General features: G+C 42.8%; 11 protein-coding genes and 1 tRNA gene. All 12 read left to right on the top strand.

Translation table 11 applies throughout. The features are described from left to right. The first annotated feature begins 2 nt into the window (after positions 1-2). Positions 3-1,223 carry a phospho-N-acetylmuramoyl-pentapeptide-transferase gene (gene mraY, locus ACZ41C_RS03285; RefSeq protein WP_138259339.1) on the top strand — a complete coding sequence of 407 codons (1,221 nt, stop codon included), beginning with the start codon at positions 3-5 and terminating at the stop codon, positions 1,221-1,223. Next, positions 1,224-2,558 (top strand): UDP-N-acetylmuramoyl-L-alanine--D-glutamate ligase, encoded by a 1,335-nt coding sequence (gene murD / locus ACZ41C_RS03280; RefSeq protein ID WP_464564305.1) that lies wholly within the window; start codon positions 1,224-1,226, stop codon positions 2,556-2,558. Between the two features lie 3 nt (positions 2,559-2,561). Further along, positions 2,562-3,764, top strand: a complete 1,203-nt coding sequence (locus ACZ41C_RS03275) for an FtsW/RodA/SpoVE family cell cycle protein (protein ID WP_138259341.1) — start codon at positions 2,562-2,564, stop codon at positions 3,762-3,764. Next, the gene (gene murG, locus ACZ41C_RS03270) at positions 3,751-4,839 is read left to right on the top strand and encodes an undecaprenyldiphospho-muramoylpentapeptide beta-N-acetylglucosaminyltransferase (protein WP_464564303.1); all 1,089 of its coding nucleotides are present in this window, start codon (positions 3,751-3,753) and stop codon (positions 4,837-4,839) included. The genes ACZ41C_RS03275 and murG overlap by 14 nt, the downstream gene beginning before the upstream one ends. Positions 4,840-4,844: 5 nt before the next feature. Then, positions 4,845-6,197: a UDP-N-acetylmuramate--L-alanine ligase gene (murC, locus tag ACZ41C_RS03265; RefSeq protein WP_464564301.1), complete on the top strand. Its 1,353-nt coding sequence runs from the start codon at positions 4,845-4,847 to the stop codon at positions 6,195-6,197. After that, positions 6,187-6,906 carry a cell division protein FtsQ/DivIB gene (locus ACZ41C_RS03260; RefSeq protein ID WP_464564299.1) on the top strand — a complete coding sequence of 240 codons (720 nt, stop codon included), beginning with the start codon at positions 6,187-6,189 and terminating at the stop codon, positions 6,904-6,906. The genes murC and ACZ41C_RS03260 overlap by 11 nt, the downstream gene beginning before the upstream one ends. A 4-nt stretch (positions 6,907-6,910) precedes the next feature. Further along, positions 6,911-8,236, top strand: coding sequence for a cell division protein FtsA (gene ftsA / locus ACZ41C_RS03255; protein ID WP_464564297.1), 1,326 nt, complete (start codon positions 6,911-6,913; stop codon positions 8,234-8,236). Positions 8,237-8,276: 40 nt separating this feature from the next. Beyond that, positions 8,277-10,187, top strand: a complete 1,911-nt coding sequence (gene ftsZ, locus ACZ41C_RS03250; protein WP_464564295.1) for a cell division protein FtsZ — start codon at positions 8,277-8,279, stop codon at positions 10,185-10,187. Between the two features lie 85 nt (positions 10,188-10,272). Beyond that, the gene (locus tag ACZ41C_RS03245) at positions 10,273-10,722 is read left to right on the top strand and encodes a GatB/YqeY domain-containing protein (RefSeq protein WP_464564293.1); all 450 of its coding nucleotides are present in this window, start codon (positions 10,273-10,275) and stop codon (positions 10,720-10,722) included. Between the two features lie 117 nt (positions 10,723-10,839). Further along, a tRNA-Arg gene (locus tag ACZ41C_RS03240) sits at positions 10,840-10,913 on the top strand. A gap of 304 nt (positions 10,914-11,217) precedes the next feature. Then, positions 11,218-11,676, top strand: a complete 459-nt coding sequence (locus ACZ41C_RS03235) for a GbsR/MarR family transcriptional regulator (RefSeq protein ID WP_161595367.1) — start codon at positions 11,218-11,220, stop codon at positions 11,674-11,676. A gap of 20 nt (positions 11,677-11,696) precedes the next feature. Next, the gene (locus ACZ41C_RS03230; protein WP_464564291.1) at positions 11,697-12,818 is read left to right on the top strand and encodes an efflux RND transporter periplasmic adaptor subunit; all 1,122 of its coding nucleotides are present in this window, start codon (positions 11,697-11,699) and stop codon (positions 12,816-12,818) included.

Genomic DNA, 12,818 nt, shown 5'->3' with positions numbered 1-12,818 from the left:
TTATGTTAACCTACCTGTTCGAATATTTGGAGAAACAATACCAGCTACCTGGGGCGAGCCTGTTCCAGTTCAGTACGTTTCGTGCGGGTATGGCCATTTTGTTTTCGCTGATAATCGCTACAGCTTACGGTAAAAAAATCATACTTTTTCTTCAAAAACAACAGGTGGGCGAGACCATCCGAGACCTAGGTCTGGAAGGGCAAAAGCAAAAAGCAGGAACTCCTACAATGGGGGGAATCATCATCATCATGGCCACTTTGATCCCTGTGCTACTTTTTGCCAGATTGGAGAATATCTACATCATTTTATTGATTTTTACAACTGTATGGATGGGGGTTATCGGTTTTATCGATGACTATATCAAGGTTTTCAAAAAGAACAAGGAAGGTTTAAAAGGTAGGTTTAAGGTAATGGGTCAGGTCGTTTTGGGCCTCATTGTGGGTGCGGTACTATACTTTCATCCAGAAGTTACCATGCGAGACCATAATAAGACCATTATTACGGAGCAATTTACGGTTGAAGAGGTACGAGGTGAGGAAATCAAATCGACCATGACCACGGTTCCCTTCTTCAAGAACAATGAATTCGATTACGGCAGTTTTATTGGTTGGATGGGAGAAGGCGCCAAGGAGTACGCCTGGTTGATTTTCATTCCTATTATCATCTTGATCGTTACGGCCGTTTCAAACGGTGCCAATTTAACCGACGGTATTGACGGTCTGGCAGCAGGGACTTCCGCCATTATTGTATTTACATTGGGGGTATTCGCCCTGGTTTCCGGTAACATCATTTTTTCAGAATACCTGGATATCATGTATATCCCAAGGGTAGGAGAGTTGCTAATATTCATCACAGCATTTGTTGGTGCCTTGGTAGGCTTTCTTTGGTACAATACCTATCCCGCCCAAGTTTTTATGGGTGATACGGGAAGTTTGACAATAGGCGGGGTGATTGCGGTTATCGCCATCATCGTTAGAAAGGAACTCTTGATTCCCGTCTTATGCGGTATTTTTTTCGCGGAGTCCCTATCGGTAATGACGCAGGTGGCCTATTTCAAGTATACCAAAAAGAAATTTGGGGAAGGAAGACGTATTTTTTTGATGTCCCCTTTGCATCATCATTACCAGAAGAAAGGCTACCATGAAAGCAAGATCGTGACCCGTTTTTGGATTGTTGGGATTATGCTGGCCGTGGCCACAATCGTTACCTTAAAAATACGATAGATGGCATTTTTGGTGGTGCTTGGCGGTGGAGAAAGTGGCGTGGGTACGGCCATCTTAGGGAAGCAAAAAGGCTATGAGGTTTTTGTTTCCGATAAAGGGAAAATAAAGGAAAAGTATAAGAACGTTCTTGAACATTTTGGAATCGATTGGGAAGAATCCAAGCATACTGAGGACAAACTATTAAAGGCCGATTTGGTCATGAAGAGTCCGGGAATATCGGATACCGTTCCATTGGTAAAAACCATGGTCGAAAAGGGAATTCCAGTAATATCCGAAATCGAATTTGCATCCAGATATACCGATGCAAAAATCATAGGGATTACCGGAAGTAACGGCAAGACTACCACCACGATGCTTACCTACCACATTTTGAAAAATGGTGGACTAAACGTAGGAATGGCGGGTAACATAGGTGACAGCTTTGCAAAAATGGTCGCTGAGAAAAGCTTTGATTACTATGTATTGGAAATCAGCAGTTTTCAGTTGGATGGAATCCAAGATTTTAGACCGCATATTTCCGTCCTAACGAACATTACCCCAGACCATTTGGATCGCTATGAGTACAAATTCGAGAACTACATAGCCTCCAAATTCCTGATAACAAAAAACCAGGATTCGGCCGATTATTTCATCTATGACCAAGATGATGAAGTTATTGGCAGTTGGCTGAGCGAGCACCCGATCAAATCCAAATTACTCCCTTTTTCGGTGAAGCGAACATTGAAGGAAGGGGCCAGTTTAGATAAAAATGAAATTAAAATAACAACTCAAGAATACACGATAAAAATGATGACAGACAGCTTAGCATTGGAAGGCCAGCATAACTTAAAGAATACCATGGCAGCCGCTATGGTAGCAAAATTGGTGGGTATCCGTAAAGAAACCATTCGGGAATGCATTTCCAATTTTCAGGGAGCTCCCCATAGGTTGGAGAAGGTATTGAAAATACACCATGTACAGTATATCAATGATTCCAAGGCCACCAATGTAAATGCCACTTACTATGCTTTGGAGAGCGTAAAAACTCCCGTTGTCTGGATTGTTGGTGGTGTTGATAAGGGCAACGAGTACAAGGAGTTGATGCCCTTGGTGAGGGAGAAGGTTAAGGCCATTATCTGTCTTGGAGTCGATAATGAAAAAATAAAGGAAACCTTTGGTAACGTAGTGGACCTATTGGTGGAAACTTTTGCCATGGAGGAAGCTGTAAAGGTCGCTTATAAAATCGCGGAAAGGGGCGATACGGTATTGTTGTCCCCAGCCTGTTCAAGCTTTGACCTTTTTCAGAACTATGAAGATCGGGGCAATCAATTCAAAAACTGTGTAAAAAACCTATAATCCGTGCGAAACCTATTGCAAAATATCAACGGTGACAAAGCCATTTGGGCCATTGCGGCACTTTTGGCGTTGTTTTCGTTTTTGCCCGTTTACAGTGCCAGTAGTAATTTGGTCTATGTAGTGGGTAATGGCACAACGGTTGGCCATCTAGTGAAGCATGCCTTGTTATTGTTCTTAGGTTTCGGTATCATTTACGGGGTACATAAAATACCCACCCATTTTTTCAAGGGTCTTTCCTTAATAGCCATGCCAATTGTCATCGTGCTCTTGATCTTTGTGCTGGCCCAGGGGACTACTGCGGGGGAAACCAATGCAAGCCGTTGGATTCGTTTACCCTTGGTAGGATTCGGGTTTCAGCCTTCCAACTTGGCAGCCGTAGTTTTGATGATCTATGTTGCCCGGTATCTTTCCAAGGTTCGGGATGTAAAGGTTACCTTTTCTGAAAGTATTGTACCCTTATGGTTGCCCGTCTTTTTGGTAGTGGTGTTGATCCTGCCCGCAAATTTTTCTACGGCCGGGATTATTTTTTCTATGGTCTTGATGCTTTGCTTTTTGGGGGGATATCCCATAAAATATTTATTGGGTATCGTTGGAACGGGCATCGCCTGTTTGGCCCTGTTCATTTTGGTGGCCAAGGCGGCACCCGATTTGTTCCCAAATAGGGTCGATACCTGGATGAGCCGTATCGATAGTTTTAGCAATCCGGAGGATACCGAGGCCAACTATCAGATAGAAAAGGCCAAAATAGCCATCGCTACGGGCGGTGTTATGGGCAAAGGTGCTGGGAAAAGCGTACAGAAAAATTTCCTTCCCCAGAGTTCGTCGGATTTTATCTATGCCATTATTGTAGAGGAATATGGGCTATTGGGCGGATTTGCCCTTATGTTTTTTTACCTGTTTTTGTTGTTCAGGATCGTGGTGGTCGCCAATGGCTGTACCACCATTTTTAGCAAATTGTTGGTGCTAGGTGTTGGTTTGCCCATAGTTTTTCAGGCTTTGATCAATATGGCAGTGGCCGTGGAGCTGTTTCCCGTAACGGGTCAAAATTTACCATTGATCAGTAGTGGGGGAACTTCCAGTTGGATGACCTGTCTGGCGATAGGCATCATTCTAAGTGCCAGTAACAAAAGCATGCAGCAGACGACGGAAAGTACCGTGGATATTGATGAAAGCAACCCTTTAGAAGTATTGAGTGGGCAGTTATAGGTTTATCATATCCGGTGGCGGAACGGGGGGACATATTTATCCGGCGATTTCAATTGCCGACGAACTTAAAAGAAGACATCCCAATGCGGAGTTCCTTTTTGTTGGGGCAAAAGACCGAATGGAAATGGAGAAGGTCCCGCAAGCGGGATACAAAATTGAGGGATTGTGGATAACGGGGATACAACGGAAACTGACCCTAAAAAATGTAATGTTTCCATTGAAACTGATAAGTAGTTTGATAAAGGCACGTAAAATAGTAAGCAAATTTAAGCCCCACGCCGTAGTGGGTACGGGCGGTTTTGCCAGTGGTCCTTTATTGAAAGTGGCTACAAGCAGCGGAATACCTTGTGTACTACAGGAACAAAACTCCTTTGCCGGAATCACGAACAAACTACTTAAGGACAAGGTGGCCAAGATTTGTGTGGCCTACGATGGTATGGAACGATTTTTTCCTGCCGATAAAATCGTGAAAACCGGAAATCCCGTAAGGGCCGATTTAATTTCCTTACAGGAGGATAGGTCTGATGCGTTACGATTTTTTGGTTTGAACACGCAAAAGAAAACCCTTTTGGTGCTAGGGGGCAGTTTGGGTTCCAAGCGAATCAATGCCTTGATTGCGGATAACCTGGAGTTTTTCAAATCCTTGAACCTTCAGTTGATCTGGCAATGTGGAAAGGGGTATGTAAAGATGTACGAAGGTGAAAATTCGGATTATGTAAAGGTACATGCCTTTTTGAACGATATGGCAAAGGCCTATGCCGCGGCGGATATGATCATTTCCAGATCTGGAGCGGGAGCGGTTTCGGAGTTATGTTTGGTAGGAAAGCCTACCATCTTTATTCCATCACCTGTGGTGGCGGAGGACCATCAGACAAAAAATGCACAAGCCTTGGTGGCCGAAGATGCCGCCGTCATGATTAAGGAAAGTGATTTGGAAGAAAAGTTTAAAGAAGAGTTTTTGTCGGTCTTCGAATCGGAAGAAAAACGGGAACGACTTTCTAAAAATATAAAGGCTTTGGCACTGCCCAATGCCACGAAGGACATTTGTGATGAAATTGAAAAATTGTTGAATTAGCCAACATGAAAATAAAGGATATACATAGGGTTTACTTCATTGGTATCGGAGGTATAGGTATGTCCGCATTGGCCCGGTATTTCAAGTTTATCGGGAAGGAAGTGGCTGGTTACGATAAGACCGAAACTCCTCTGACCATTGAACTATCCGACCATGCTATTTCCGTGCATTATAAGGATGATTTGGAATTGGTTCCCAAACCGTTTCTAAACCCAGAGGAAACCTTGGTGGTGTATACGCCGGCGGTAAAAAGTACACATTCAGAATATCAATATTTTCTAAGGAACGATTTTGTCATCAAAAAGCGCTCTGAAGTCTTGGGTTTGATTACCAAGGATTCCTTCTGTTTCGCCGTTGCGGGCACCCATGGAAAGACGACCACATCAAGCATTCTTGCTCATTTGCTTCGTGAAACGGGAACTCCGTTAACGGCATTTTTGGGCGGTATTTCGGAGGATTTTAACAGCAATTTTCTTTTAGAGGGAACCGAGTATTCCGTGGTGGAAGCGGATGAGTTCGATCGGTCCTTTTTGAGATTGTCGCCCAATGTGGCCTGTATAACCTCTATGGATGCGGACCATTTGGATATTTATGGGAATGCCCAGGAACTACAAAAGTCGTTTCTTGACTTTGTGGCCCGAATAAAGCCTGGAGGAAAGCTTTTTGTTCGTAAGGGTTTGCCTTTAAACGGCATAACCTATGGGATAGAGGATGATTCGGATTATTGCATCCGGAATTTAAAAATAGAACATGGTACCTACATTTTTGATTTGGGAACTCCGGAAGGAACATTTACCGGGGTTCGATTCAACAAACCGGGAAGACACAACCTGTTGAACGGTTTGGTCGCTTTTGCCATGGCGATACAAGCAGGTTCCCCACCGTATCGCCTGGCCGAAGCTTTGGCATCTTTCAAGGGTGTTCAGAGACGATTTTCCTACCGTATCAAGAACGAGGATTTTGTCCTCATCGATGACTATGCCCATCACCCCACTGAAATAGATGCCGTGTATGATGCCATTGTTGAAATGCATCCCAACAAAAGGATTTTGGCCATTTTTCAGCCACACTTGTTCAGTCGGACCAAGGATTTTGGGGATGATTTTGCAAAAAGTCTATCAAAATTTCCGAGTGTTTTGCTATTGGAAATTTATCCGGCCAGGGAAGAGCCCATGGAGGGAATTGATGCTGCTTGGTTGATGGGAAAGATGACCAACGCCCAAACAAAAGTTGTGGAAAAAGGGGATTTGGTATCGGAAATAAAAGCCCAAAATCCAGAAGTGCTCGTCATGATGGGTGCAGGTGATATTGGGTTGGAAATTATGAAAGTAACAAAAGAATTGGAGTATGCGCATTGATTGGAACTTATTGAAAATAGTTGCGCTATTGTTCGTAATAATGGGGCTTTACGCGTTTTCTAACAATAGGAGCAATAAGAAGAACGTAGTCCGTTCCAAAGTGGAATTTCTGGGTGACCAAAACCTCTATATTACAGAGGGAGCGGTTAATAAATTGTTAATACAAAATTATGGGCGGCTCGAAAATGTGCCTAAAGAAAATATAGTTTTGAATACTATAGAAAAGGCCCTTGAGGCCAATGAAATGGTGAAAAGTGCCCAAGTCTATGTCACTATAGACGGTGAGCTAACGTCTAAAATTGTTCAACGCAAACCCATCGGACGCATTGAGGGGGATTCAAAGTTCTATCTGGATGATGAAGGAAAACGTATGCCGTTTTCATCCAATTATTCGGCTAGGGTGCCTATTATAACAGGCAATATAACGGGTAAGAGCCTCGAGGATGTGTACAGGATTTTAGAGTTTATAAACAAGGACGATTTTTTACGAAAGAACGTGATAGGTATTCATATAAAGGCGGAGGATGATTACCAATTGAAGTTTAGGCTGAACCAGTTTGTGGTGAATTTAGGGGGTATTGATAATTTGGAAGGGAAGTTCAGCAATTTTAAGGCCTTTTATGCCAAGGCCAACAAGGATAATACCTTGGAGGATTTTGCGGAAGTAACTTTGGAATTCAATAACCAGGTAGTGTGCACTAAAATATAACAACATGGAACAAGGAAATTATTCGGTAGGATTGGACATAGGGACCACTAAGATTGTGGCTATCATCGGAAAAAAGAATGAGTACGGCAAAATCGAGATTTTGGGAATCGGTAAATCCAAAAGTCTCGGCGTGCACAGGGGCGTTGTTAACAATATCACGCAAACGATAAAATCCATACAGCAGGCCGTGGAACAGGCCGAAACCAATTCCGGACTAAAAATAGGTTCCGTTGTGGTAGGGATTGCCGGTCAGCACATCAGAAGCCTGCAGCACAGTGACTACATTACCAGAAAGGATTCAGAGGAAGTTATCAATGAGGACGATTTGGATTCCTTGGTCAATCAGGTCTATAAACTGATTATGCTCCCCGGGGAAGAAATCATTCATGTATTGCCACAGGAGTATAAGGTGGATGGCCAGGCCGAAATAAAAGAGCCTATCGGAATGTACGGGGGCAGGCTGGAGGCCAATTTCCATGTTGTGGTGGGCCAGGTTTCCTCTATCAAGAACGTAGGCCGTTGTATCAAAAGTGCCGGATTGGACTTGGGGAACATTACCCTGGAGCCACTGGCATCTGCCGATGCCGTGTTGAGCATGGAAGAGAAGGAAGCGGGAGTAGCTTTGATCGATATAGGGGGCGGTACTACGGACCTGGCCATTTTTAAAGATGGGATTATTCGCCATACGGCCGTGATTCCTTTTGGTGGCGGCGTTATAACCGAGGATATTAAGGAAGGCTGCTCCATCATAGAAAAACAGGCCGAAAGTCTTAAGGTACGTTTTGGTTCCGCTTGGCCCGGGGAGAACAAGGACAATGAAATCGTATCCATACAAGGTTTGAGGGGCCGTGAACCTAAGGAAATCACCTTAAAGAACCTTTCCAAAATCATACATGCCAGAGTGGTCGAAATTATAGAGCAGGTATATGTAGAGATCAAGAACTATGGTCATGATGAGCAAAAAAAGAAATTGATTGCGGGCATCGTACTTACAGGAGGTGGAAGTCAATTGAAGCACCTAAAGCAGTTGGTGGAATATATTACGGGAATGGATACCCGTATAGGCTACCCCAACGAGCATTTGGCAGGGGATTCAGACGAGGAAGTGGCCAGTCCACTTTACGCCACGGCCGTAGGTTTGTTAATGAACGCTATTAGGAACGAAGAAAGGAAGTCGGCCATCAATAAAAATAAGATCAAGAAGGAGGAGGAACCTGTCATGGCCGGTTTTGAAGAAGAGGTTAAGGTGAATCAACCTATGAAGGAGCGGAAATCCGTTTTTGACCGATGGTCCGAAAAGTTGAAGGATTTTTTGGATAACGCCGAATAAGAACTAGAATAAGCGCATAATAACCAGTAATAATAATAGTATGAGTAATCACAACGAATTTGATAGTATCTCTTTTGATCTTCCAAAAAATCAAAGCAATGTCATTAAGGTCATTGGAGTGGGTGGCGGGGGCAGTAATGCCATAAACCACATGTTCCAGGCCGGTATCAACGGGGTAGATTTCGTCATCTGCAATACGGATGCACAGGCCTTGGACAATAGTCCGGTACCCAACAAGATTCAATTGGGCGTATCATTGACGGAGGGATTGGGAGCTGGTGCCAATCCGGAAATCGGTGAGCAGGCCGCTATGGAGAGCATGGAAGATATCAAAGGAATGCTGGACCGTACGACAAAAATGATTTTCATTACCGCTGGTATGGGCGGGGGAACAGGAACTGGTGCTGCTCCCGTAATTGCCAAGTTTGCCAAGGAAATGGATATTCTAACGGTGGGTATTGTTACCATGCCGTTCCAGTTTGAAGGTAAAATGCGTTGTGATCAAGCCCATCAGGGTATAGAAAAGTTGCGGAAGAATGTAGATTCCTTGATTGTTATCAACAATAATAAATTACGGGAGGTCTATGGAAACCTTGGGTTTAAGGCAGGTTTTTCAAAGGCCGATGAGGTTTTGGCAACCGCTGCTAGGGGAATTGCAGAGGTGATAACACATCATTATACACAAAACATCGACTTGCGCGATGCCAAGACCGTTCTTTCCAATAGCGGAACAGCAATCATGGGTTCAGCCATAGCTTCAGGTTCCTCAAGGGCGAACGAGGCCATTATGAAGGCATTGGATTCCCCATTATTGAACGATAACAAGATTACCGGTGCCAAGAACGTATTGTTGCTTATTGTTTCCGGGGCGCAGGAAATTACGATTGACGAAATTGGGGAAATCAACGATCACATTCAAATTGAAGCGGGTTATGGTGCCAATATCATTATGGGTGTTGGTGAGGACGAGTCCTTGGGCGAATCTATCGCGGTTACCGTTATCGCCACGGGATTTAACGTGGAACAACAGGATGATATCGTAAACACCGAGTCAAAAAAAATCATCCATACATTGGAGGACAACCAAAAGGCGGAAGCTGAACTCTTAACTACAAAACGTACTGTCCATACCTTGGAAGTTGAAGAGGAAGAGGAGGAGATTGAAAAACCCCAGGAGCGCTATCAGTTTTTGGATTCGGGCGATTTTGACTTGATTCCTACTACCAATTATATCCGGAATTTTAACGTCTTCTATGACGAGGTAATTGCCGAATGTGTGTCCGAGGATGATTTTGTAATTATAGATGCAACGGCCAAAATTAGGGATATCGAAGTGGTAGAGCCTGAAGTTTTAAGGTACGAAAGGGAAGAAGAGGAACAATTTGCCATGAGTTTTGAAATGCCCTTGGAGGATGATGAAAAGGACAATGTTGTAGTCTTTAACTTGGATGATGAAATCAAGGATTTGGACGTAAACGATAGCGTGGAGATAATCCCTGTTTTGGAGTACAATAAAAAAGGAGAGACTCGATACAGTTTGGACGATTATATGGAATTGGAGAATAGGTTAACCGGGGCCAAATCCAAAGCAGAGGAATTTGAACCCAAAATTATAGAGGACGAACTGGTTTTTGAAAAAAGAACGGTTGCCCCAAAGGAACATAATAGGGATGAAACCTCTATAGATCCCATGGAGACCCCAATTGAGGAATTGCTTAGACAGCGTGCGGACGAACGAAGGAGAAAGTTAAAGGATTTCAATTACAAGTTCAAAAACAGCTTGAGCAATATTGATGAAATTGAGAAAGAGCCTGCCTATAAGAGGCAGGGCGTTAATTTGAACGAAAACCCTAGGGAAAAAAAAATTTCAAGAACGACCTTAAGTGACGATAGTAACGATGAGATTCAATTGCGGTCCAATAATTCGTTCTTGCACGATAATGTAGATTAGTGTTATTTCGATATCTATTTGAACCCGAAAACAAATTTTGTTTTCGGGTTTATTATTTATCTTTGCAATCCAAAAACCACAAACGATGAGTTTACAGGCAAAAGTAATGGAGCAAATGAAGGTCGCTATGAAGGCCAAGGACACGGTGGCCTTGGAGTCTTTAAGGGCCATCAAATCCGCTCTTTTGTTGGAAAGTACCAGCGGCTCAGGAAAGGAATTAAGCGAAATGGATGAAATAAAGCTGGTGCAGAAATTGGTTAAGCAACGGAAGGACAGTGCCGCTATTTTTGTGGAACAAGGAAGACAGGATTTGGCGGAACCGGAGTTGGCCCAGGCTGCCGTAATCGAGCAGTTCTTGCCAGAACAGCTTACTGAGGAAGAAATTGAAAAAGTTGTGGTCCAAACCATTGATGCCACGGGTGCTTCTGGCATGAAGGACATGGGCAAGGTAATGGGAATCGTGTCCAAGGAGTTGGCCGGTCAGGCGGATGGTAAGACCATATCAGCCATCGTAAAACAAAAATTAAGTTCTTAGTTTATAATATAATGACCGAGTGGCACTCCCGATAGCTACCGGGAGAATCCAGCATCGGATTTGTGAATTGAATATTGTAACGGTAAATTTGAGTTTTTTACTCATATTATTAAATAAGGCCGCGTGGCGCAACTGAATAGCGCATCAGATTTCGGCTCTGAGGGTTGGGGGTTTGAATCCCTCCGCGGTCACGAATAAATAGTTCAAAAAGAAAAAACGCCAAACTTGCTTGAGCTTTTTTTTGTTTGGACTATTTTCAAAGCGGAGCTTTGAGGGAAAGGCGCAGCCAATCCCTCCGCGGTCACTAATTAAATCCAGATTCATTTAAATGTATCTGGATTTTTTGTTGGTATTCCACAAATATCATTCAATTCTCTCGATTCTATTTTTAAAAAATTAACGAAATTTTATTATAGTTAGTTCGGAACAAAACGAACTGTAAGGTAGCTTTGTTACAGAATTTGTACTATGGGGCTATGCTCAGAACATAAACGAATGTTGATAGAGGAATTGGGGCTTTATTTTGAAAGGCGCCACAATTTGCCACCATTGGCCGCCCGAATCTATGCGATAATGGTTTTATCCTCTCAAGAGGGCTTTTCTTTTGAAGAGCTCATGGAGATTACCCAGGCCAGTAAAAGTTCTGTTTCCACAAATTTAAATCTCCTGTTGCAATTAAAGTACTTGGAATACTATACACGGCCCGGTAAGCGGAAAAGATATTTTAGGAGTTCTGGTAGTTTTTTGCAAAACATGCTAAAAGAGCGGTTTGAAACGATAATTTCTGATCTAGAACTTACCCAAAAAGTAAATAAGTTCAATCAGGAGAACAATCCTGAAAATTATAGAAAAAAGGGGTATATCGGAAATATATTCCACGACTTCCTAGAGCAGGAAAAATTGAATATTGAACAGACCTTACAACGAATAAGGGATTTCAAAGAACAAAATTAAAAACTATTTAGTTATTCAAAATGAAGAAAATCTACACGCTCCTATTTGTAATTTCAACTCTGATCTTAATTTCCTGTGGAGGTAAAACCAATGAAAATTCGGGTAATCAATCCGCAGCCCCTTCATTTCAGGTAATAGAAATACCCACCAAGGATGTCACTTCTTTTACTACCTATCCGGCAAGTATTGAGGGCATTGTTAATAGTGAGGTTAGGGCCAAAATCTCAGGTTATATTACGGATGTTTTGGTGGATGAGGGGGAACAGGTAAAAAAAGGAGAGACCCTTTTTAAATTGGAAACCCAATCCCTAAGTCAGGATGCCGCTGCTGCTTTGGCAAACGTCAATGCCGCTCAAGTGGAAGTGGATAAATTAAAACCTTTGGTTGAAAAGAATATTATCAGCAGTGTGCAGCTGGAAACTGCAAAGGCAAAGTTGCAACAGGCAAAGAGCACGTATAATTCCATCAATGCCAACATCAACTACGGGAGTATTAAAAGTCCAGTTGATGGTTTTGTAGGGTCCATCAGATTTAGAAGAGGAGCTTTGGTCAGTCCAAACAACGCCCAGCCTCTTACTATTGTTGCGGATATCAGTAAAGTGTATGCTTATTTCTCCATGAACGAAAAGGATTATCTGAATTTTATTCAAGATACGAAAGGCAATACCATAAACGAAAAGATACAGAACTTACCCGAAGTTGAATTAATTCTCGCCAATGGAAGGGTATATGATCAAAAAGGGAAAATCGAGACCATAAATTCACAAGTGGACGCCGCTACGGGTGCTATCACCTTTAGGGCCAAATTTGACAACCCTTCAAGGATTTTGACCAATGGTAACAGCGCTAAGATCAGAATACCCAAAAAGTTTGAGAATGTTGTGGTAGTTCCCAAGGAAAGCACTTTTGACAGACAGGGCGGTGTATATGTATACCAGGTCCGTTCAGATAGTATGGCCGTATCCAAGAGTATAGCTGTTATTAACGAGGTGGATAATCTCTACATGGTGGAAAGCGGTATCGAAGAAGGTGATAAAATTGTGGGTCTAGGGATTGACAAATTAAGGGGGGACACCAAGATTATTCCAAAATCCGTTGCCTTCGATAGCGTTGCAAAGCCCATTAAAATTTTATTCAGATAA

The organism is Maribacter sp. C-4077 (assembly GCF_055378385.1).
This window is presented reverse-complemented; position numbering and strand designations above follow the sequence as displayed.